Origin of the sequence: Rhizobium phaseoli, from assembly GCF_010668805.1 — a bacterium.
GTDB classification, from domain to species: domain Bacteria; phylum Pseudomonadota; class Alphaproteobacteria; order Rhizobiales; family Rhizobiaceae; genus Rhizobium; species Rhizobium phaseoli_A.
The window spans coordinates 312332-333978 of sequence record NZ_WUFT01000001.1 but is presented as its reverse complement, the minus strand read 5'-3'; the positions used below and the strand labels follow the sequence as shown (position 1 = coordinate 333978).

Here is a 21647-nt window from a genome sequence, read left to right as displayed (position 1 = left end):
ATCCGGTAAACAGACGGCGTCTTTTACGCGAGGCGCCGCCGCCTTGCCATGTCTTTGCCATTCCCGCCGGATAGTTCGACGCCATGACCGCTACCGATCCCGTCGCCAATCTTCAGACGCTGATTCGCTGCCCCTCCGTGACACCTGCCGAAGGTGGCGCGCTGTCGGCGCTCGACGCCATGCTTTCGCCGCTCGGCTTCACCGTCGACAAGGTGAAGGCCAGCGAAGAGGGCACAGCCGATATCGAAAACCTCTATGCCCGCCTCGGCAAGGATGGCCCGCATCTGATGTTTGCCGGCCATACCGATGTCGTGCCGGTCGGCGACGAGGCCGCCTGGACGCATCCGCCCTTTTCCGCCGAGATTGAGAAGGGCGAGCTTTTCGGCCGCGGCGCCGTCGACATGAAGGGCGGCATCGCCTGTTTCGTCGCCGCCGTCGCCCGCCATATCGAGAAAAACGGGCCGCCCGCCGGCTCGATTTCCTTCCTGATCACCGGCGATGAAGAAGGCCCGGCGATCAACGGCACGGTCAAGCTCTTGCAATGGGCAACCGAGCGCGGCGAGCGCTGGGATGCCTGCCTGGTCGGCGAGCCGACAAATCCGGACAGGCTGGGCGATATGATCAAGATCGGCCGGCGCGGCTCGATGTCTGGCCGGATCACCGTGCACGGCGTCCAGGGCCATGCGGCCTATCCGCATCTTGCCGACAATCCGGTGCGCGGCATGCTGCAGCTGACCCAGGCGCTGATGGACCCGCCCTTCGATGGCGGCACCAACGACTTCCAGCCGTCGAACCTCGAGGTGACCACGGTCGATGTCGGCAATCCGGCGACCAATGTCATTCCGGCGAAGGCATCGGCCAGCTTCAACATCCGCTTCAACGACAGCTGGACGGCCGAAACGCTGCGCGCCGAAATCCTCAGCCGTCTCGATGCCGCCGCCGGCAACGGCCAACTGCGGCCGGGCCGGGAGCCGGTAAAATACGATATCGTCTGGGCCGACCGGCCAAGCCACGTCTTTCTCACCCGCAACAATGGCTTGATCGCGTCACTGTCATCGGCCGTCGAGAGCATTGCCGGCCAGTCGCCGGCGCTTTCGACCACCGGCGGCACGTCGGATGCGCGCTTCATCAAGGATTATTGTCCGGTCGTCGAGTTCGGCCTCGTCGGCCAGACGATGCACATGGTCGACGAGCGCGTCGCGGTCGCCGATCTGGAGACGCTGACGGCGATCTACGAGACCTTCATCGCCCGCTGGTTCGCACATGCCGGGGCTTAGGGAAGTCCAATACTATCTGGCCGGCCTCTGGCTGCTGATCCGGCTGGATCCGCGCGGCTTCCGCTACCTCGACATGTCCGAGCGCGGCGTCAACCGCTCGTTCTGGGCGATGGCCTGGTGCCTGCCGCCGATGGGCATTTCCTGGCTGTGGTGGCGACAGGCCTTCCTGCGGTCGATGCCGCCGGAAGCCGATGTCGGCTTTGCCTTCTATATCAGGCTCGGCCTCGTCGAGGTTGCCAACTGGTTCGTGCCGTTGGTCTTTGCCGGGCTGCTACTGCTTGCCTTCCGGATGGGCGAGCGTTTCGCCCCCGTCGTCGTCAGCGTCAACTGGCTCGGCGTGCCGCTCTCCTATATCAACGGACTGATGCTGGCGCTGGTGTTCTTCCTTCCCGGCTCCGTCGGCTTCGTCTCGCTGCTGCTGCTTGCCTTCATGCTGGCGCAGGTCTTCGCGCTGGCGCGCATTATCCGGATGATCTGCCATGGTCACGCGCTGATGGTCGGGGCGCTGACGCTGGTGCTGCTCGTGCCGTCGATGATCCTTTCGGAATATCTGCAGCACTTCCTCGGCATCTATCCCGCCTGAGCGGACTTACGACAGATCCTCACCGTCATCGATCTCAGTGACCGGCCTGCGACGGTCGGGGATCACGTCTGGATAATCCACCTGCATGAAATAGAGCCCGTCCGGCGGCGCCACCGGGCCGCAGGCCTTGCGGTCGCGGGCTTCGAGAGCTGCCTTAACATCGTCAGGCGTCCATTTGCCTTCGCCGGCGAGCTTCAGCGTGCCGGCGAAGGAGCGGATCTGGTTGTGGAGAAAGCTCTGCGCGGTGGCGCGGATCTCGATCAGTTCGCCGTTGCGCGTCACATCCAGCCGGTCGAGCGTGCGCACCGGGCTGTTTGCCTGGCAATGGGCGGCGCGGAAGGTGGAAAAATCGTGCCGGCCGACCAGCTTCTGGGCGGCGGCGTGCATGACCTCGTGATCGAGCACCTTCGCCACCCACCAGGCCTTGCCGGCTTCAAGCGCCAGTGGCGCCCGGCGGCTGACGATGCGGTAGAGGTAATGGCGCCGCAGCGCCGAGAAACGGGCGTCGAAGAAGTCGGGGGCATCGCGCACATCGAGAATGGAGACACGCTCGCGGGCAAGCCTCAGATGTGCGTTTAACGCATTCTGCAGCTTGTAGGGCGACCAGTCCTTGGAAAGATCGGCATGGATCACCTGCCCTATGGCGTGGACGCCGGAATCGGTGCGGCCGGCGCCGCGGACCAAGACCGCCTCGCCGGTCAGCGACAGCACCGCCGCTTCTATGGCGCCCTGCACCGAGTGACCGTTCTCCTGTCGCTGCCAGCCGACGTAGGGGCCGCCGTCATATTCGACGGTCATGCGAAAACGCGGCATCAGGAAAGCCTCGTGCCTGCGCCAAGCGGCGTGCCCCTGAGGAAATCGGCTGCCGCCAGCGGCTTGCCGCCGGCCTTCTGCAGCCGTGTCAGCCGCACCCCGCCCGATCTGCAGGCGACCAGGAGATCATCGGTCAGCAATTGCCCGGCTATGCCCTGCCCTTCGGCCAGCTCGGAGCCCAGCACCTTCACCCGTTCGGGCTTGCCGCCGATCTCAACTTCGAACCAGGCGCCGGGAAATGGCGCCAGGCCGCGGATATGATTGTGCACATCCCTGGCATCCCTGGCGAAATCGATCCGCGTCTCGGCCTTGTCGATCTTGGCGGCATAGAGCACGCCCTCCTCCGGCTGCGGCGTCAGCGGCAGGTCGTTCATCTCCAGCTTGACCATGGCCTCGGCCATCGCCTTGGCGCCGACCTGCATCAGCCGGTCATGCAATTCGCCTGCGGTCATGTTGCGGCCGATTTCGACTTCACGGGTCAGCGCCACGGCGCCGGTATCGAGGCCCTTGTCCATCTTCATCACCATCATGCCGGTCTTCTCATCACCGGCCATGATCGCCCGCTGGATCGGCGCGGCACCGCGCCAACGCGGCAGCAGCGAGGCATGTCCATTATAGCAGCCGTCGCGGGTGCCGTTCAAAACCGCCTCCGGCAGCAGCAATCCGTAGGCGACGACGACGCCGACATCGGCATCGAATGCGGCAAATCTCTCGCGCTCCTCCGGGTCTTTAAAATTGACCGGCGTGAAGACCGGAAGCCCCAGCAGTTCGGCTGCCTGATGCACCGGCGATTTCTGCAGATCGAGCCCGCGCCGCCCGCCCGGCCGCGGCGGCTGCGTATAGACGGCGACGATCCGGTGGCCGGCATCGACGAGCAGGCGCAGGGTCGGGACCGAGAAATCCGGGGTTCCCATGAAAATGATGCGAAGAGACATTCTATCTCGCCAATTGTGGATCAGCCGTCTTCAAACGGGTTTACGAGCTTGAGATCAAGCCCCTCGAAATCTCTGGTGTTGCGGGTGGCAAGCGTCGCGCCGTTGGCAAGGCAGATGGCGGCAATCATTGCATCCTTCGTTTCGATCGGCCGCCCAGCCTTCCTACGCTCCGCTGCCAATAGCCCGTAGCGGTTCGCTGCACTGAGGGAGAACCCGAGGATTCGGCCGGCAAATTCCGACTCTATCCGATTGAAGTCGGATACCAATGCTGTCTTTCGCCTGCCGTCGTCGAGGAGTTCAAGACCATAGCGCATTTCGGCGACGGCGATCGTCGTCAGAAATAGCGTCTCAACGTCGTAGCCATCAAGCCAATTCAATATCCGCTCGCTGTAGGCCCTACCCTGCATTTCGGAAATCACATTCGTATCGAGGACGATCATGTGTCGAAGCGCGGTGGTTCGCGATCGCGTTCGTGGCGCGATGCGGCAATGGCTTCCACTTCATCTTCGCGCAATCTTTCGTCACCCATCAGGGAGCGCAGGCGCTGCCCGGCCGAAACGCCCGAGCGCTCCGCAGCGATCTGCCGGCGGAGGATTTCGATCGCCTCTTCCGAAAGGCTGCGGCCATTGCGCTGCGCGCTTTCCTGAAGCTGCCGTTTCATCACATCCGGAACATCGCGGATAAGCAGGTCACCCATTCGGCATCTCCATCATGATATCGGTGATATCATAGTGCCTTTCCGGTGAATTTTCAACGTAATGCTCAGAGCGCTTTCGACTTCGCCGCCTTGGTGAACTTCTTGATCACCATCTCCCGCTTCAGCCGCGAGATATAATCGATGAACAGCACGCCGTTCAGATGGTCGATCTCGTGCTGCAGGCAGGTGGCGAGCAGGCCGTCGGCTTCAACCGTCTGTTCCGAGCCGTTTCGGTCGAGATATTTGACCGAGACGACAGCAGGGCGCTCGACCTCGGCATAATAATCCGGAATCGACAGGCAGCCTTCCTCGTAGACCGAGCGCTCGTCGGAGGAGGTGACGATCTCCGGGTTGATGAACACCTGCGGCTGCTTTTCCTCGCCCTCGCGCGCGATGTCGATGACCAGCATGCGGCGCGGTACGCCGATCTGAACTGCGGCAAGGCCGATGCCCGGCGCGTCGTACATGGTTTCCAGCATGTCGTCGGCAAGGCGCTGCAGGTCGGCGTCAACCCGCTCGATCGGCTTGGAGATCTGACGGAGAACGGGATCGGGAAGAATGATGAGTGGCTTGATGGTCATGGCGTTCCCATAACCCATCTTTTCCGACTATGGAATTATCCGGCAGGCGGGGAAGACGCTTTTTTGCATCCCCGCCTGGAATTTCGCCATATTTACCTCAGGCCGCCCGGCGAGCAGCGATGGCGGCACGGCCATCGCGCCCTGCGCGGAAGCCGCGCAGCAGCTCGATCAGGTTCTCCACCTCGTCCTTGAGACGGCGGGTTTCTGCCGAGGAGTGCTCGACCATGTCCGAATTCTGCTGGGTGATCGCACCCATGTTGCGGACCGCGATGCTGACCTCGTTGACACCGGTCGCCTGATCGCGGGCGGCGGCGGCGATATCGGCGACGAAACGGTTGATGATGTCGATGCGGCTGATCATGTCGTTCAGCGCCTCACCGGTGCTGGAGACGATGCCGACGCCTTCATTGACCTGGGTCGAGCTCTGCGAGATCAGGTTCTTGATCTCCTTGGCGGCTTCCGCCGTGCGCTGGGCGAGCTGGCGGACTTCCTGGGCGACGACGGCAAAACCCTTGCCGGCTTCCCCGGCACGCGCCGCCTCGACACCGGCGTTCAGCGCCAGAAGATTGGTCTGGAAGGCGATCTCATCGATGACGCCGATGATCTTGGAGATTCCGGTCGAGGATTTCTCGATGCCGGCCATCGCCGAGACGGCGCTGGTGACGAGTTCGCCGGAGTTCTTCGCTTTCTGCTGTGTCTCGCGCACTGCAGCCGATGCCTTCTCGGCATTGGCGGCCGTCTGGCCGACGCTGACGGAAAGCTGTTGCAGGGCGGCCGAGCTCTCCTCGACGCCTGCCGCCTGCTGGGCGGTGCGCAGCGCCAGGTCGTTGGTCGCAGTGGCAATGACATCGGCGCCGCCCATGATCTGGCCCGAGGTCTCGCGCACGGATGCAAAGGACTTGCGAAGGGCGCCGACGGCGCGGTTGTAGTCCTCGGCCATCTGCCGGAAATCACCCGGCAGGTCGGACGGCAGAGTGGCTTCGAGATCGCCGTTCGACAGTGCTTCCAGACCGCGGCGCAGCTGCGCCAATGCCATCGCCTGGTCGGATTCGGCCTTGGCGCGCTGCTCTTCCAAGGCGCGACGCTTGGCTTCGAGCGTTTCGAGATAGACCGAGATGGAATAGTCCATATCGAGCATGCCGGCCTTGATGACGGCCGCCAGCTTCTCGGCCAGCAGCTTGCCTTGCTGGCGCGCGAAGACCGACGGCCACTGCTTTTCCATGATGCCCTTGACGAGTTCGGACATGACGATGGCGTAACCGCCGATATACCAGCGCGGCTCCAGGCCGATGCGGGCGTGCGTCCGCCCGACCGCGGTCACGCCGTCGACATAACTGTCGTCGAAGGCGCCGCCGGCGATATTCACCCAATGATCCTGCTGGCGCTGCTTGGCTTTGCCGACATGGTTCCTATCGGCAAAGAAGCCGGCGACAGCCGGGGTCTTGGCAATCTTGGCGTAGAATTTATCGAGGGCGCCGCCGATCAGCTCGGTAATCACAGGGCGCAGATCCCGCATCGACTTGCGCGCCGCCTCGTCGAGTTCGATGAAATCAAGGCGCTGCCTGAGGGCACTGTCGGTCTGCTGGGAGGTCATCGGGATCTCTGTACTTGGCGCGAGCGCGCGGGAAGAATTCTGCGCCGCAGGTTTTGGCGAATATGGTTGAGCAATCGTTAAATCGAGCCGCAATTTCTCCGCAGGAGCCTGAAGAAGAAGCGGCGTGCGAGGATAGTGGCGACTGCCAATTCCGTTCACGTTTTGATCTATAAATTGCCGTCTCTTCTGGTATGGTTGCGGCATGACCGTCAATTCCGATTCGTTCACTGTGTCGCTTGCCTCGATCAGCCCGGCCATGCTGGCTCTTGCCGGCGGGGTTCTCTTGGCGTTTGTCCTGCTGGTGATCGTGCTGCTGCTGCGGGGCGCAAGCCTTCGCCGCGAGCAGGCGGAGGAGGCAAGCTTTCGCGCGGGGGAAAGCGACGCGCGCATGGCCGAGCTTCTCAGGATCCAGGCGGAGATGCAGGGCCGCATCGCGGCAATGACCGAGGTTTTCGGCGCGCGGCAGAGCGAGCTCAACCAGACGATCAGCCAACGCCTCGACGGCATGTCGCAGCGCGTCAACTCGACGATCACCGAGCAGACCAAATCGACGCATGAGAACCTGCAGCGGCTGCAGGAGCGGCTGGCGGTGATCGATGCCGCGCAGAACAATATCCAGACGCTTGCCAAGGATGTCGTCGGGCTACAGGCCATTCTGTCCAACAAGCAGACACGCGGCGCCTTTGGCCAGTCGCGGATGGAGACCATCGTCGCCGACGGCCTGCCGATGGGCGCCTATACCTTCCAGCAGACGCTCACCAACGGCTCACGACCGGATTGCACGATCCGCATGCCGAACGGCGCGCCGCCGCTGGTGATCGACGCAAAATTCCCGCTCGAGGCCTGGAACGCGATCCGCGACGCCGGCAGCCCCGAGGCCGGCAAGATCGCCGGCCAGCAGTTCCGCCGCGACATGGAGGTCCATATAAGGGACATTTCCGAGAAATATCTGATCCAGGGCGAAACTCAGGACACCGCCTTTCTCTTCGTGCCGTCGGAATCGATCTTTGCCGAGATCCACGAAAACTTCGAGCCGGTGGTGCAGAAGGCGCACCGGGCGCGCATCGTCATCGTCTCGCCGTCGCTGCTGATGCTGTCGATCCAGGTCATCCAGGCCGTGCTCAAGGACCAGCGCATGCGGGCGCAGGCGCATCTGATCCAGGGCGAGGTGGCGATCCTGATGGACGATCTCGGCCGCCTCGACGAGCGGGTGCGCAAGCTGCAGGGTCATTTCGCCCTGGCGCAGAAGGATATCGACATGGTGGTCACCTCGGCCGACAAACTCACCAGGCGCGGCGCCAAGATCGAAGCGCTGGAATTCGAGGCAGGCGGCGAGGCCAAGCCTGCTCGCGACAGCGAACCTGCGACCAAATCGGTGGAAAGCCGCACCGGTCTTCTCAAGCTCAGGGTGGTTGACGAGGAGTGACCGCTTCGGGCAGTGTCTCGCCCGCATGAAACAGCAGGAGCATGATGTCGCCGCATGCCCCAAAGGACGGGACACCCCTGATGATCACAGTTTTCGGGTCCATCAACATGGACCTCATCGCCACGACCGAGCGCCTGCCGAAGCCCGGCGAAACGGTGGCCGGCAACGGTTTTGCCACAGCCGCCGGCGGCAAGGGCGCCAACCAGGCGCTGGCAGCGCGGCGCGCCGGCCGCTATGTGCATATGGCCGGCGCCGTCGGCAAGGATAGTTTCGCCGCCGATGCCCTTTCCCTGCTCGATGATGCGGGAACCGATCTTTCTCTCGTCAGGCATGTCGATGGCCCCACCGGCACGGCGCTGATCCTTGTCGGCGGCGACGGCGAAAACATGATCGCCGTCGTTCCCGGCGCCAACGGCCTGGTCACGCCTGAGGATGCCGAGACGGCGATCGGCGGCATGAAGGAAGGCGACATCCTGATGCTGCAGCTCGAAGTGCCGGCTGCTTCAGTCGAACGCGCCCTGTCGGCCGCCCGCGCCAAAGGCGTCACCAGCATCCTCAACCTTGCTCCTTTGATCCCCGATGCGCCGCGTCTCGGCCGACTTGCCGATATCGTCATTGCCAACGAGACCGAGTTCGAGCGGCTCGCCGGCCAGGATGGCATGGATGCGCCGGCGCGCGAGGCAGCCCTGACCCGCCTGCATGCCGAAACCGGTCAGACGCTGATCGTGACGCTTGGCGGCGACGGCGTCGTCGCCATCCGCGATGGGGCGATTTCAAGGGCACAGGGTCTGAAGATCGAACCCGTCGATACGGTCGGCGCCGGCGACACCTTCTGCGGCTATTTCGCTGCGAGCCTCGACGACGGCCTCGATTTTGCCTCGGCGCTGCGCCGTGCGGCCGTTGCCGGTTCGCTCGCCTGCCTCAAATCAGGGGCACAACCGTCGATCCCTTCGGGTGAAGAGGTCGCAGCCCGGATATAGCGGGGTTTCCTTGCGAAGCCGCCGGCAAAACTCCCGCTGATTCCGGGAATTCCGGCGGTTTTCCTGCCTAATGCGCCTCGCATCGAAGGCGATTCATGCGACGCTTTCTGCTGATCCTAATCGCAAACTGCTGCACAGTTTTGTGAGGATATGCCTCAGGCGGCGTTCGACGTCTGCTCTTCATTGAGGAAGGCGTAGATCGCCGAAGCGGAATCGGTGGCGCGCAGCTTGGCGACCAGATCGTGATCGCGCAGCACGCGGGCAATCCGCGACAGGGCCTTGAGGTGATCAGCACCCGCGCCCTCCGGCGCCAGTAGCAGGAAGACGAGATCGACAGGCTGGTCGTCCAGGGCCTCGAAATCGACAGGCTGCTCCAGCCGGGCGAAGATGCCGACGATCGAATGGATGTTGACCAGCTTGCCGTGGGGAATGGCGATGCCGTTGCCGACGCCGGTCGAGCCAAGGCGTTCGCGCTGCAGGATGACGTCGAAAATCTCCCGTTCGGAGAGCCCGGTGATCCTGGCGGCTCTTGCGGCCAATTCCTGAAGCAGCTGTTTCTTGGAATTTACTCTGAGGGCGGGAATGATCGCATCCTGATGGAGCAAATCTGCCAATGCCATTTCTTTTTCCTTCTGTCGCCTTGATCAAATGCAAGGAGCGGCGGCAATACCGCCGCTCACCGCCCTGATCTCAGCCTTTGATATTGGCTGAATCGATCCAGCCAATATTTCCGTCGTGCCGACGGTAAACGATGTTCAGGTGTTCCTTGCCGGGGCTGCGGAACAGGAGAAGCGGCTCGTCGGTCATGTCGAGCGCCATTACGGCGGTGGCGACCGACATGGTCTTCAGCTGCTTCGTGCTTTCGGCGACGATCGCGGGCGCGAAATCGTCGGGGATTTCATCTTCGTGGTCAGGAACGGAATCCATGACCGTGTAGGCGACTTCTGCAAAACCGTTCAGATGGTTTCCGGCATGATGGTCCTTCAGCTTGCGCTTGTAGCGGCGCAGCCGTTTTTCGATGCGCTGGGAAGCGGCGTCGAAAGCCAGCTGCGGGTCCGTCGCCTCGCCGGCCGCATGCAGCACCACCCCACTGTCGAGATGAAGCTTGCAGTCTGCCGAGTAACGAGAACTCGCCTTTTCCACGGTCACCTGACCCGAATATCCCCCGTCGAAGTATTTCGTGATGGCCATACCAATTTGGTCCTCGATCTTTTGACGGAACGAGTCACCAATTTCCATATGTTTACCGGACACACGCACACTCATGGAGTTTCCCTTCTTATCGTCGTTTGCGGGTATCAGTTTACGCCAAGCCTCAGGTTCATCCAAGCACTTCGCGCAATCTCAAGCAAGATCGGCGTCAGCCTGCTGGTCCTTGGTGCCCTTCTGATGCTGGGGATAACTCCAGACGCCGTTTGCGGCATCGATTGCGGCGGGCTTCTAGCCAGCCGCTGCCGAAAAGTCAATAGGGCGAAAAACCGCGATTGCTAATGCGCGCGCTGCGTGCGGCAAATGCGTGCGAATACAGGGCCGGCCGCCGGCCGCCGGCCTATGATTTCTAGAGACTTCACGCTTTGATTGCGCTCACTCTTGCCGGGATCGTCATGGCTGCGACACCGAGGATGACGCAAACGAGTCCAATCCAGGCCGTCGGGCTCAGCCTTTCGCCGAGGAAAACGATGCCGATCGTCACTCCGATCGGCACCCTGAGATAGGCTTGCGACGTCGTTCCGACCGAACCCAATGTCTGGACGAGTCGGAAATAGATCGCAAAGGCAAGAGCCGTCGAAAAGGCGGAAAGAGCCAGCAGCGCCAGAATCGATGCGGCCGAGGAATCGAGCGTCCACGGCCGGTCGACGACGAGACTGACCGGCAAGAGAATGACCGCGCCCGAGATCAACGAGCCGGCCGCCGGCACGGCGGGATCGAGCCCCTTGAAGTTCTTGCTGAAAATCGCCGCACCGGCATAACAGGCGGTCGCCAGGATGATGGCGAGCTGCGCCATCAGGCTTTCGCCGAGACCGCCGAGCACCTCGACGCCGATGACCAGGCAGATACCGGCAAGCCCCGATATGACGCCGAAAAGCTTTCGCGCAGTTACCTGCTCATGGCGGGCTATCAGCACGGTCAGCAGGAAGGTGAAGATCGGCGTTGCCGAATTGAGGATCACAGCCAGCCCGGCATCGACGGACTGTTCCGCCCAGGCGATCAAGGTGAAGGGAATGACGCTGTTCAGACAGGCCTGAACGAAAAACCGCCGCCAGGTTGCGCGGTCACTGGGCAGGCGGATCCGTCGGCAGCGGAGAACGACAAGCAGGATGCCGCCGGCAATCAGCGTGCGGACGGCGATCAACGTCACCGGCGGAATCGTCTCGACACCGATCTTGATGAAAGTATAGGAGGCCCCCCAAAGGGTTGCCAGCACCAGCAGCAGGAGAAGCTCCCTGGCAAGCTTCGGATTTTGCGGCGTCATGGTCGGCTTTCCCAAGTTCGTTCAAGACGTCAGAGGAATAGCGGGGATTTGGAGCTCAATGCTTCGATCAAGACCGAAGCATTGCGGCGTCAGAAGCCGGCGACCTTGGCGAGCGCCCGCTTTTCGCGGCGGCGCTGGACCGAAGAGGCAATGTTCATGGCCTCCCGGTATTTCGCAACCGTGCGGCGAGCGAGATCCACGCCGCCCTTCTTCAGCATGTCGACGATATCGTCGTCGGAGAGCACCGCGTCAGGGCTCTCCTGCATGATCAGCGCGCGGATCTTGTGACGCACGGCCTCGGCCGAATGGCTGTCGCCACCCGCGACGGCGCTGATCGAGACAGTGAAGAAATATTTGAGCTCGAAGAGGCCGCGCGGCGTCAGCATGTATTTGTTCGAGGTGACGCGGCTGACGGTGGATTCGTGCATCTTGATCGCCTCGGCGACCGTCTTCAGGTTCAGCGGACGCAAGTGGTCGACGCCGTACAGCAGGAAGGCGTCCTGCTGGCGGACGATCTCGCTTGCCACCTTCATGATGGTCTTCGCCCGCTGGTCGAGGCTGCGCGTCAGCCAATTGGCGCTCTGCAGACAATCGGAGAGGAAGGCGTGATCCTGGCCATTCCGGGTCACGCGGGAAAAATAGGACTGGTTGACCAGCACCCGCGGCAGGGTATCCGGATTGAGCTCGACCAGCCAGCCGGTATCCGAGGAGGCTCTGACGACCACATCAGGCATGATCGCTTCGGAAACACCGGCCTCGAAACCGCTGCCAGGCTTGGGATTGAGCTGGCGGATTTCGCCGAGCATGTCGAGAAGGTCTTCCTCGTCGACGCCGCAAAGCCGCTTCAGCGTGGCGAAATCGCGCCGCGCCAACAGTTCGAGGTTTTCGACGAGCGCCTGCATGGCCGGGTCGTATCGGTCCTTCTGCCGGAGCTGGATCGCCAGGCATTCCGCGAGACTGCGGGCGAAAACCCCCGGCGGATCGAGCGTCTGGAGGGCGGCAAGCACGCGCTCGGCGGCCGTGAGGCTGGCGCCGAGCCGCTCGCCGGTCTCGACGAGATCGACTTGCAGATAACCGGCATCGTCAAGCTGATCGACGAAGTTCTGCGCGATCAGCCGATCGGCAATGTCAGGCAGGACGAAGGGGATCTGCTGGGCGAGATGATCGCGCAGCGACACCTGGCCGGCGACGAAATCGTCGAGATCGTAATCGGCGCCCTCGCCGCCGCTGCCCGGCATCGATTTCCACTGGCCGACGAGCTCCGGCGCATCGAGGCGCTGCGGCGCGCTGTCATCGGGAAAGACATTGGTATAGTTGGCGTCGAGTTCGTCGTTAAGCCGGCTGGTGCTGGCGCTGCCGCCATTGTCGTACCAGTCGCTGGAGAGCGCTTCGGTGCGGTTGTCGTAGCCGTCGTCCGAGCCTGCATCCTCCGGCGGATGACCATAAGGCTCGTCTTCGGCTTCGCCGCGTTCGCCCCCTGCCTCGCCGTCATTCGACGGAAATTCGAGCAGCGGGTTCTTCTCCACTTCCTGGGCGATGAACTGGCTGAGTTCGACATGCGTCATCTGCAGCAACTGGATGGATTGCATCAGTTGCGGTGTCATCACCAGGGATTGGTTCTGGCGCAGGAAAAGACTGGCGGACAGTGCCATAACGGACGCGAAACTCCCTCGATTCCTCCGGGAAACCGCGTCCGATCAAGGCTTCAGGCCGCGGAAAACCAACTGGCCCAAAAATTGCTTTTTTATCTCATTTGGTCAAGCGGAACTGTGTCGGCGCGGTTAATTTCTGCGATGGGACGAGTGTCGCCGGAAGGCCTGCGCCGTTTCAGGACGACTGGGGCGCACCTTCTCTATTTTGGCATCGTCCGCGCTCAGAGGCTGAAATTGTCGCCGAGATAGAGCCGGCGCACTTCCGGATTGTTGACGATGTCATTTGCCCGGCCATGGGTCAGCACCTCACCGGCATGGATGATGTAGGCGCGGTCGATCAGACCCAGGGTCTCGCGCACATTGTGGTCGGTGATGAGAACGCCGATGCCGCGCGCGGTCAGGTGGTGGACGAGATTCTGGATGTCGGCGACCGAGATCGGGTCGACGCCGGCGAAGGGCTCGTCGAGCAGCATGAAGGTCGGATCGGTCGCAAGGGCGCGCGCGATTTCGAGGCGGCGACGCTCACCGCCCGACAGGGCGACGGCAGCAGTCTTGCGCAGCTTCTGGATATGAAACTCCTCCAGTAGCTCGTTCAGTTTCTGCTCGCGCTCGGCCTTGTCCTTGACATGCACTTCGAGCACGGCGCGGATATTCTCTTCCACCGTCAAGCCACGGAAGATCGAAGCTTCCTGCGGCAGGTAACCGACGCCGAGGCGCGAGCGGCGGTACATCGGCATGGTCGTGACATCGTTGCCGTCGATCTCGATCGTGCCTTCATCCACCGGCACCAGGCCGGTGATCATGTAAAAACAGGTGGTCTTGCCGGCGCCGTTCGGTCCGAGCAGGCCGACGGCCTCGCCACGGCGCACCACCAGCGAGACGCCGTTGACGACCCGACGCGTCGCATAGGTCTTCGTCAGACCGCGTGCGATGAGCGTGCCCTGATAGCGGCTCTTGTCGGCGGCACCCGCAGCTTGTGGCTCGGGCTTGCCGAACATGGTGGATAGCGATGTTAATTTCACGTGGGAGGCCGGCTTCTCAGTTCTGCTTCTGCTGCGCATTCGGCTGCGATTTCGGATCGAGCTGAATCTGGACACGACCGCCGCAGCTTTCAAGCTCCGCCTGGCCGGTCTGCATGTGAACCGTCAATTTGCAGCCGGTAAAAACGTTCGGCCCATCCGACAGAATGACCTTATTGCCCTGATCCGCCGTCAGGATGAAGGTCTGCGAGGCCATGTCGAAAGCACCGTCATCGGCGGTCGCCGTCTGCGTGCCCGAGGTCAGCAAGACCTTGTCGGTGACCAGGATCTTGTCGATATCGGCATTTCCCGAGGCGAGCGAGGCCGACTGCTGCGGCTTCGTTGCGGGCTGGGCTGCAGGTTGCGCCCCGTCCGCGGCCGGCTTTGCCGCCTTGTCCTTGTAATAAACGGTCATCTTGCCGGACTGCATCGTCGTCGTCCCCTGGACGACCTTGACTTTGCCGGTGAACAAGGCGGTGTGTTCCTGGTCGTGGATCTCAAGCTTGTCGCTTTCGATCTGGATCGGCTGGTCGTTGGAAAGTTTCATGCCCGACATCGAGGCCGTCGCCTGCTGCGCGCCCGCGCCCGATGCCGTCAGAATAAGCGCAAATGCGCCGGCAATGAACGCCAGGCCAGTCTTGCAAGTGGAAATGCGACAATCTTTTGTCATGGATGACCCGGCTGGTTAGGTGCCCTGTTTATGGATGGTGGATGGATCGACATTCATGCGAACATCCCCCTCGAATGTGATCACCCGCCCCTTATCGGTTATCTCCAGCGTCTTCGCAACAATGGAGGCATTGTCCTTGGTGATCGTGACGGGGTCGTCGCTGCGCATGTTTCCGCCCTTGATGTCGAGATGGGCGGATTGGAAATTCGCGTTGAGGCCGCTGCTCAGCACCAGGGTGAAGGGGGCCGTCATATGCAGGTTGTCGGTGGCGCGATTGTAATCGGCCGTCGAGGCGACGACACGGGCGATCAGCCCGTCATTCATCGGCACGGCAGCCTTGATGGTCTCGAGCGTGATCAGATCGGGATTGCGGATATCCTGCAACGCCCTTTCGGCAAGCATCGAATAATTGATGCCGTCGGAATTGCGTCCAGCGATCGCCGGCTTTTCCATCACGACCTTGCCGTTCTCGATCTTGGCGCCTTCCATCTTGATGTTTTCAGGCAGATAGATACTGACCAACGCTACCGCCGCAAGGCCAGCCGCGATGATGACGGCCGCCACCGGCAGCAAGATCTTCAGCCGCCGCACGCGGGCGGAATGGAACAACGCATCGCCATAGGCGCTCTTGCCGGACCCGGCATAGGCGGCATGTCCGTTGTTCTTCAGGGTCTCGAGCATAGGTCTCGTTCCATGTGCGGTGATTGCCGCGCCTTCATAACAAGCCGGCCGCCAATCACAGTTCGTTTCGCATTATTACATTGGCTTGCCAATATGGAATTTTTTCTGCAACAAGCAACAAAACGGAAAAACATCAAAAAGTGGCATTCGTACGCGCCGCTGCCACCTATTTCACCGGATTGGTCGGCGGCATGCCGAAGCCGGTGCCAGCGCTGGAGGTTTCTATGGACAGTTCGATGATTGCCGATCGCCGGCGGCTGCGCCGCAAGCTCTGGTTCTGGCGCCTGCTCACGGTGGCCCTCTTCGTGGCGCTTGGGTTCGCCTTCTACCGCTTCGCCCTCGGCGATGCCGGAACGCAGCGCCCGCACATCGCCCATGTGACGATATCGGGGCTGATCGTCGACGATGACGAGCTGCTGGAGCGGCTGAAGAAGGTCGAGACCAACGACCAGGTCAAGGCCGTGGTGATTTCGATCTCCTCGCCCGGCGGCACCACCTATGGCGGCGAAAAAATCTTCAAGGCGATCCGGGCGATATCGGCCAAGAAGCCTGTCGTCTCCGACGTGCGCACGCTTGCCGCTTCGGCCGGCTACATGATCGCCACTGCCGGCGACACGATCATCGCCGGCGACAGCTCGATCACCGGCTCGATCGGCGTCATCTTCCAGTATCCGCAGATCCAGCCGCTGCTCGACAAGATCGGCGTCTCGCTGCAGGAGATCAAGTCCTCGCCGCTGAAGGCCGAGCCCTCGCCCTTCCACGAGGCGAGCGAGGAAGCTAAGGCGATGATCCGCAATATGGTGGTCGACAGCTATAACTGGTTCGTCGATCTGGTCGCCGACCGGCGCAAGCTGCCGCGCGACGAGGTGCTGAAACTCGCCGACGGCACAATCTATACCGGCCGCCAGGCGCTAAAGGTGAAACTCGTCGATACGATTGGCGGCGAGGCGGAAATCCGTGCCTATCTCAAATCGCGCGGCGTCGACGCCGACCTGCCGATGGTGGACTGGGACAAGAAGAGCAATACGCCCTTTCTGCTCGCTGGGGCTGTTTCGCGGTTGATTACGATCTTCGGTTATGATGATCTCTTGAAAGGCCAGGATATCAATGGAATCCTGCCCCCAAAGTTGCTTCTTGACGGGCTGCTTTCAGTTTGGCAGGTTGGCCACGATTGATAAGAAATCAATAATTTAAGGGGGCGAACGTGATCAAGTCCGAATTGGTGCAGATTGTTGCGGCACGCAACCCGCATCTCTATCATCGCGACGTCGAGAATATCGTCAACGCGGTTCTCGACGAGATCACGGATGCACTGGCTGCTGGCAACCGCGTCGAATTGCGCGGCTTTGGCGCGTTTTCGGTGAAGAACCGCCCTTCCCGCTCCGGACGCAACCCGCGCACCGGCGATACCGTCTTCGTCGAGGAGAAGTGGGTTCCCTTCTTCAAGACCGGCAAGGAGCTGCGCGAGCGGCTGAACCCCGGCCAGGCCGACGAAGAGGATTGAGTCTCGGCCGCCTGCGGCGAATCCGCACTTGAACTCGAAGGCCGTTTTCCTATTCTGCTTGCACGTCGGCCCCGAAAATCGGAATCGATTTTCGGGGCCGACGCGTTGATTAAAGGCTTGAAACGCGCCAGGAAAGATCGGCGCAATCCGGCATGTGGAGACCTCAAATGGCCAAGAAGATCGTCAACCTGTTGATTCTGCTGCCGCTCGGCGTCATCCTCATCATCTTTTGCGTCGCCAACCGGCAGAGCGCTACGCTCGCCTTCAACCCGTTCCGGCCTGACGATCAGGTGCTTGCAATTTCTGCGCCCTTCTTCGTCTTCCTGTTCATTGCCCTGATCACAGGCATGCTGATCGGTTCGGCCGCCACCTGGTTCAGCCAGGGCAAACACCGCAAGCGCGCCCGCACCGAAGCCAAGGAAGCCATCCGCTGGCAGGGTGAAGCCGACCGCCACAAGAACCGCGCCGAGGAGATCGCCGGGCAGCTGCCGTCGCGGTAACAGGCTATGTCGGGGACGCTTCGACCACCGGTCAATCCGGAAAAAAGCTCAGTTCCTCGTAGTCGCCCTCCGGCGAGGTGCCGTTGCCAGTCACCTGGAAACCATGGGCGAGGTAGAATGCTTTCGCCCTGCCGTTCTTCACCAGGCATTTCAGCCGGTACCGGTGTTGCGGCCATTCGGGCAGCGCCTGCAGCAGCGCCGTACCGGCCCCAAAGCCCTGGAAGTCCGGGCTGATATAGAGCATGTGAATGAAATCATCGGCCGGCCAGAGCGACAGGAAGCCGGCTACACTGCCGTTTTCATGCTCGCAGACGAAGACCGTCTCGCCATTGGTATGGGCGGCAAAATCCTCGCGGTAGAACTTGCCGGGGTCGACCCAGACGAATGTTTGGCGGCGCACGGAAAGATAAATCTCCGCGAGCATTTCCTGGTCTTTCGCGCCGGGCGGCCTGATTGTCCACGTCATGACGTCGATTTAACCCAAGCCCCTATTCCCGCCAAGCCCAAAGCGCGCGATCAGCCGGCCGCCATCTTCGCCATGACGGCGGCATTGATATCCGAAAAGAACCGTTCGGCGAGCTCTCGCGAGGTCGAATCGAGCAGGCGTGCGCCGAGCTGGGCGAGCCTGCCGCCGAGTTCGGCTTTTGCCCGATAATGCAGGATGGTCTCGGCGCCGCTTTGCTCGAGCACGATATCGGCGCTGCCTTTGGCGAAGCCGGCAAGACCGCCCTTGCCTTCGGCCGACAGCGTGTAGCTCTTCGGCGCATCAACATTGGACAGCGTCAGCACCCCATGGAAGGTGGCCGACAACAGGCTGAACTTGACCCTGATCGTCGCCTCGAAGGCATCTGGCGACAGCCGCTCGATGCCCTGGCAGCCTGGAATGCAACCGCGCATGATTTCGGGATCGTTGAGCGCTGCCCAGACGACGTCCCGCGGCGCGGCGATGCGTTCTTCGCCGGTGAAATCCATTCGATAGCCCCATCTCTAATTCGTCCACCTTATCCCAGTGGAAAAGCCTTTTGCCAAGGCGGGGAGGAATGTTATCTCGCTGGTTGCGGAGCAAGGAATTGGCGATGAGTGACGAATTGAAGCCCTGGAACGTTACGGCAAGCCGCATCACCTATGAGGACCGCTGGATTCGGGTCCGCAGCGATGATTGCGTCACCGCCGATGGGACCGTCATCGCGCCCTTCCATGTGCTCGACTATCCCGACTGGATCAACGTCGTGCCTGTCATGCCCGACGGGCGCGTGCTGCTGACCCGGGAATATCGGCACGGTCGCGGCGAGATCCTCCACGGTCTCGTTGCCGGCGGCGTCGAACCGGCAGACGGCGAGATCGGCGATGCGGCCTTGGCGGCAGCCAAGCGCGAACTGCGGGAAGAGACAGGCTATGAAGCCTCGACCTTCGTCAAGCTGCTGACCTCCTATCCGAATGCCGCAAGCCACAGCAACGCCGTGACCAGCTGGCTGGCGCTCGGCCTCAGCAGGGCCGGCGAGCCGCGTTTCGACCCCGGCGAGAAGGTCGAGCTGCTGTTTGCCGATCTTGCCGACATCCTCGGCGACCTGCAATCCGGCGCGGTCATCATGCAATCGATGCATGTCGCAGCCCTTTATGCGGCGGAAAGCTGGCTTCGCAGGCAGTCGGCCGAAGGCTTGAAATAACTGCGATGCGGGCGCGCAGTTGATCCGGCACGGTTTTCTGGGCTACTGCATACTTCAAAGGGCGCTGTGAAGGACGCAGACCCATTGTAATATCCCCGACAGAGACGCGGAAGAGCACGTTGAGACAGAGAGAACGCCGGCCGGGCCAGAAGAAGACCTCAGGTTCTTCCGGTGAAAGCCGCAGGGACGATCGGGCCAGCCGGCCGCCAAAGCCGGTCGCGCAGCCTGCGGCCAGCCGCGAGACGGCGCGCGAGGCGGCTGTGCCTGCCGCTATCGAGCGTCCGCTGATGACCCGCAGCGGCGAGCGTCCAACCGAGCGCGTGCCCGTCATCCTCGAATCGCTCGGAGCCGGCGACTTCCACCTGATCGACAGTGGCAACGGCGAAAAGCTCGAGCAATACGGGCCCTACCGCATCATCCGCCCGGAGGCCCAAGCGCTGTGGCGGCCATCGCTGCCGCCCCATGTCTGGGAAAAGGTCGATGCCGTCTTCACCGGCGATACCGACGAGGAAGGCACCGGCCGCTGGCGCTTCCCCAAGGAGGCGCTGGGCGAGGCCTGGCCGCTCAATCTGCTCGGCGTCGATTTCCTCGGCCGCTTCACGTCCTTCCGCCATGTCGGTGTCTTCCCCGAGCAGATCGTGCACTGGAGCTGGATGAAGGAGCAGGTCGAAAAGGCTGGCCGGCCGCTGAAGGTGCTGAATCTTTTCGGCTATACCGGCGTCGCCTCGCTGGTTGCCGCCGCAGCCGGCGCCGAGGTCACCCATGTCGACGCGTCGAAAAAGGCAATCGGCTGGGCGCGCGAAAACCAGGCGCTCGGGCGCATGGAGAAGCTGCCGATCCGCTGGATCTGCGAGGATGCGATGAAATTCATCCTGCGCGAGGAACGTCGCGGCAGCCAATACGACATCATCCTCACCGATCCGCCGAAATTCGGCCGCGGCCCGAACGGCGAAGTCTGGCATCTCTTCGAGCATCTGCCCTTGATGCTCGATGTCTGCCGCGAGATCCTGTCGCCGAAGGCGGTGGGTCTGGTGCTGACGGCCTATTCGATCCGCGCCAGCTTCTATTCGATCCACGAACTGATGCGCGAGACGATGCGGGGCGCCGGCGGGGTGGTCGAATCCGGCGAACTGGTGATCCGCGAGGCGGGCCTCGACGGCAAGACCCAGGGCCGCGCGCTTTCCACTTCCCTCTTTTCCCGCTGGGTGCCGAAATGAGCAAGGACTTCCACGATCAGGGACCGCGCAGGGTCGGACAGGTGAAGGAAGTCACCTCGCTTGCCAATCCCATCATCAAGGACATCAAGGCGCTGACGAACAAGAAGTCGCGGGAGGAAAGCGGGACTTTCCTGGCCGAAGGACTGAAGCTCGTCATCGATGCGATCGAACTTGGCTGGACGATCCGCACGCTGGTCTATGCCAAGGCGGCCAAGGGCAAGCCGCTGGTCGAGCAGATGGCGGCAAGGACCGTCGCCTCGGGCGGGCTGGTGCTCGAAGTCAACGAAAAGGTGCTTGCCTCGATCACCCGCCGCGACAATCCGCAGATGGTGGTCGGCATTTTCGAGCAACGCTGGGCGCAGCTCAAGGCTATCCGGCCGAGGGAGGGCGAGACCTGGGTGGCGCTCGACCGGGTGCGAGACCCCGGCAATCTCGGCACCATCATCCGCACGGCGGATGCAGCCGGCGCTTCCGGCATCATCCTGATCGGCGAGACGACCGATCCGTTCTCGCTCGAAACGGTGCGGGCCACCATGGGCTCGGTCTTCGCGGTTCCGGTCGCACGCGCGACACCGGAGGAATTCGTCGCCTGGCGGAAATCGGCCGGTGTTTGCGTGGTCGCGACGCATCTTGCCGGCGCGGTCGATTACCGCACCATCGACTACCGGAAAAAGCCCGTTGTGCTGTTGATGGGCAACGAGCAATCCGGCCTGCCGGACCAGCTGGCCGGGCAAGCCGACGCGCTTGCCCGCATTCCGCAGCAGGGCCGCGCCGATTCCTTGAACCTTGCCGTCGCCACTGCCGTCATGCTTTTCGAAGCCCGCCGCCATCTCCTCTCACTTGCCGAGGGCAAATGACCGAACAGACGTATGCCCGCCCCGCGCTGTTTTCGCGCCCGGCGCCGATCCTCTTCTTCATCGTCATCGCCGTTGTCATCGACCAGGCCGTCAAGATCGCTGTCGATCATTACCTGCCGCTGCAGGAGGCCGTGCCGGTTATTCCGATGCTGGCGCTCTACCGCACCTACAATCTCGGCGTCGCCTTTTCGATGCTGTCGGGCATGGACGGCTGGTTCATCGTCGGCATGCGGCTCGTCATCGTCGCCTTCGTCATCTGGCTGTGGAACCGCACGGCGAAGGACCGCTGGCTCGCCCATCTCGGTTATGCGCTGATCATCGCCGGCGCGATCGGCAATCTCGTCGACCGCTTCGCCTATGGCCATGTGATCGATTACATTCTTTTCCACACCGAAAGCTGGTCCTTCGCGGTGTTCAATCTCGCCGACAGCTTCATCACCATCGGGGCCGGCTGCGTCATTCTCGACGAGCTGCTGCTGCCGAAAAAGGCCGGCCACTAAAATCTTATCGAATTCCTGAAG

The 21647-nt window shown here is 62.2% G+C and carries 26 protein-coding genes; 11 read left to right on the top strand and 15 right to left on the bottom strand.

The genetic code is table 11. The features are described 5' to 3' along the window. Positions 1 to 83: 83 nt before the first annotated feature. A complete protein-coding gene (dapE, locus tag GR197_RS01735) occupies positions 84 to 1277 on the top strand; it encodes a succinyl-diaminopimelate desuccinylase (RefSeq protein ID WP_164006315.1) in 1194 nt (397 codons plus the stop codon). Then, positions 1264 to 1860, top strand: coding sequence for a hypothetical protein (locus tag GR197_RS01730; RefSeq protein ID WP_164006314.1), 597 nt, complete (start codon positions 1264 to 1266; stop codon positions 1858 to 1860). Before dapE ends, GR197_RS01730 begins: the two co-directional genes overlap by 14 nt. 6 nt (positions 1861 to 1866) lie before the next feature. Here GR197_RS01730 and truA read toward each other — a convergent pair whose 3' ends face one another. From truA to GR197_RS01700, 6 genes are all read right to left on the bottom strand, one after another. After that, positions 1867 to 2673, bottom strand: a complete 807-nt coding sequence (gene truA / locus GR197_RS01725; RefSeq protein WP_164006313.1) for a tRNA pseudouridine(38-40) synthase TruA — start codon at positions 2671 to 2673, stop codon at positions 1867 to 1869. Next, positions 2673 to 3608, bottom strand: a complete 936-nt coding sequence (gene fmt / locus GR197_RS01720; RefSeq protein WP_164006312.1) for a methionyl-tRNA formyltransferase — start codon at positions 3606 to 3608, stop codon at positions 2673 to 2675. Before fmt ends, truA begins: the two co-directional genes overlap by 1 nt. 20 nt (positions 3609 to 3628) lie before the next feature. Beyond that, complete coding sequence (locus GR197_RS01715) at positions 3629 to 4048, bottom strand: type II toxin-antitoxin system VapC family toxin (RefSeq protein ID WP_164006311.1); 420 nt, start codon at positions 4046 to 4048, stop codon at positions 3629 to 3631. Next, positions 4045 to 4305, bottom strand: coding sequence for a FitA-like ribbon-helix-helix domain-containing protein (locus tag GR197_RS01710; protein WP_164006310.1), 261 nt, complete (start codon positions 4303 to 4305; stop codon positions 4045 to 4047). The genes GR197_RS01715 and GR197_RS01710 overlap by 4 nt, the downstream gene beginning before the upstream one ends. A gap of 65 nt (positions 4306 to 4370) precedes the next feature. Further along, entirely contained in the window at positions 4371 to 4886 is a 516-nt protein-coding gene (gene def, locus GR197_RS01705; protein ID WP_164006309.1) for a peptide deformylase, read from the bottom strand. 97 nt (positions 4887 to 4983) lie between these two features. Next, entirely contained in the window at positions 4984 to 6480 is a 1497-nt protein-coding gene (locus GR197_RS01700) for a globin-coupled sensor protein (RefSeq protein WP_164006308.1), read from the bottom strand. 202 nt (positions 6481 to 6682) lie between these two features. Between GR197_RS01700 and GR197_RS01695 the strand changes: the two genes are divergently transcribed. Both GR197_RS01695 and GR197_RS01690 read left to right on the top strand, forming a co-directional pair. Then, complete coding sequence (locus tag GR197_RS01695) at positions 6683 to 7906, top strand: DNA recombination protein RmuC (protein ID WP_164006307.1); 1224 nt, start codon at positions 6683 to 6685, stop codon at positions 7904 to 7906. An 80-nt stretch (positions 7907 to 7986) separates the two neighbouring features. Then, positions 7987 to 8886 (top strand): ribokinase, encoded by a 900-nt coding sequence (locus tag GR197_RS01690; RefSeq protein WP_164006306.1) that lies wholly within the window; start codon positions 7987 to 7989, stop codon positions 8884 to 8886. Between the two features lie 155 nt (positions 8887 to 9041). On the opposite strand, the gene ptsN is transcribed toward GR197_RS01690, so the two are convergent. The 7 genes from ptsN to lptC all read right to left on the bottom strand — a co-directional run bounded on the left by ptsN (position 9042) and on the right by lptC (position 15381). Then, on the bottom strand, positions 9042 to 9506 hold the full coding sequence (gene ptsN, locus GR197_RS01685; protein ID WP_003570770.1) for a PTS IIA-like nitrogen regulatory protein PtsN: 465 nt from the start codon (positions 9504 to 9506) through the stop codon (positions 9042 to 9044). A 70-nt stretch (positions 9507 to 9576) separates the two neighbouring features. Further along, positions 9577 to 10152, bottom strand: a complete 576-nt coding sequence (gene hpf, locus GR197_RS01680) for a ribosome hibernation-promoting factor, HPF/YfiA family (protein ID WP_007633740.1) — start codon at positions 10150 to 10152, stop codon at positions 9577 to 9579. 301 nt (positions 10153 to 10453) lie between these two features. Then, positions 10454 to 11359 (bottom strand): DMT family transporter, encoded by a 906-nt coding sequence (locus GR197_RS01675; RefSeq protein ID WP_164006305.1) that lies wholly within the window; start codon positions 11357 to 11359, stop codon positions 10454 to 10456. An 89-nt stretch (positions 11360 to 11448) separates the two neighbouring features. Then, complete coding sequence (gene rpoN, locus GR197_RS01670; protein ID WP_164006304.1) at positions 11449 to 13011, bottom strand: RNA polymerase factor sigma-54; 1563 nt, start codon at positions 13009 to 13011, stop codon at positions 11449 to 11451. Positions 13012 to 13232: 221 nt separating this feature from the next. Beyond that, positions 13233 to 14009, bottom strand: a complete 777-nt coding sequence (lptB, locus tag GR197_RS01665; RefSeq protein ID WP_164006579.1) for an LPS export ABC transporter ATP-binding protein — start codon at positions 14007 to 14009, stop codon at positions 13233 to 13235. A 40-nt stretch (positions 14010 to 14049) separates the two neighbouring features. Then, positions 14050 to 14700: an LptA/OstA family protein gene (locus GR197_RS01660; RefSeq protein WP_164006303.1), complete on the bottom strand. Its 651-nt coding sequence runs from the start codon at positions 14698 to 14700 to the stop codon at positions 14050 to 14052. Positions 14701 to 14715: 15 nt separating this feature from the next. Beyond that, complete coding sequence (gene lptC, locus GR197_RS01655) at positions 14716 to 15381, bottom strand: LPS export ABC transporter periplasmic protein LptC (protein ID WP_164006302.1); 666 nt, start codon at positions 15379 to 15381, stop codon at positions 14716 to 14718. 224 nt (positions 15382 to 15605) lie between these two features. On the opposite strand from lptC, the gene sppA reads away from it, so the two are divergent. The 3 genes from sppA to GR197_RS01640 all read left to right on the top strand — a co-directional run bounded on the left by sppA (position 15606) and on the right by GR197_RS01640 (position 17385). After that, positions 15606 to 16556: a signal peptide peptidase SppA gene (sppA, locus tag GR197_RS01650; RefSeq protein ID WP_164006578.1), complete on the top strand. Its 951-nt coding sequence runs from the start codon at positions 15606 to 15608 to the stop codon at positions 16554 to 16556. A 29-nt stretch (positions 16557 to 16585) separates the two neighbouring features. Next, on the top strand, positions 16586 to 16885 hold the full coding sequence (locus tag GR197_RS01645) for an integration host factor subunit beta (RefSeq protein ID WP_003544934.1): 300 nt from the start codon (positions 16586 to 16588) through the stop codon (positions 16883 to 16885). Positions 16886 to 17052: 167 nt separating this feature from the next. Then, positions 17053 to 17385, top strand: coding sequence for a DUF1049 domain-containing protein (locus GR197_RS01640; protein WP_164006301.1), 333 nt, complete (start codon positions 17053 to 17055; stop codon positions 17383 to 17385). Between the two features lie 31 nt (positions 17386 to 17416). Here the strand turns inward: GR197_RS01640 and GR197_RS01635 are convergent, their stop codons facing one another. Both GR197_RS01635 and GR197_RS01630 read right to left on the bottom strand, forming a co-directional pair. Next, positions 17417 to 17851, bottom strand: coding sequence for a GNAT family N-acetyltransferase (locus tag GR197_RS01635; RefSeq protein ID WP_164006300.1), 435 nt, complete (start codon positions 17849 to 17851; stop codon positions 17417 to 17419). Positions 17852 to 17901: 50 nt separating this feature from the next. Next, on the bottom strand, positions 17902 to 18357 hold the full coding sequence (locus tag GR197_RS01630; RefSeq protein WP_164006299.1) for an SRPBCC family protein: 456 nt from the start codon (positions 18355 to 18357) through the stop codon (positions 17902 to 17904). A gap of 68 nt (positions 18358 to 18425) precedes the next feature. On the opposite strand from GR197_RS01630, the gene GR197_RS01625 reads away from it, so the two are divergent. The 4 genes from GR197_RS01625 (at position 18426) to lspA (ending at position 21626) form a co-directional block, all read left to right on the top strand. Further along, entirely contained in the window at positions 18426 to 19052 is a 627-nt protein-coding gene (locus tag GR197_RS01625) for an NUDIX hydrolase (protein ID WP_432444189.1), read from the top strand. A gap of 119 nt (positions 19053 to 19171) precedes the next feature. Beyond that, the gene (locus GR197_RS01620) at positions 19172 to 20269 is read left to right on the top strand and encodes a class I SAM-dependent methyltransferase (RefSeq protein ID WP_164006297.1); all 1098 of its coding nucleotides are present in this window, start codon (positions 19172 to 19174) and stop codon (positions 20267 to 20269) included. Next, a complete protein-coding gene (locus tag GR197_RS01615) occupies positions 20266 to 21126 on the top strand; it encodes a TrmH family RNA methyltransferase (RefSeq protein ID WP_164006296.1) in 861 nt (286 codons plus the stop codon). The genes GR197_RS01620 and GR197_RS01615 overlap by 4 nt, the downstream gene beginning before the upstream one ends. After that, positions 21123 to 21626: a signal peptidase II gene (gene lspA, locus GR197_RS01610; RefSeq protein WP_164006295.1), complete on the top strand. Its 504-nt coding sequence runs from the start codon at positions 21123 to 21125 to the stop codon at positions 21624 to 21626. Before GR197_RS01615 ends, lspA begins: the two co-directional genes overlap by 4 nt. The last annotated feature ends 21 nt before the right edge of the window (positions 21627 to 21647 follow it).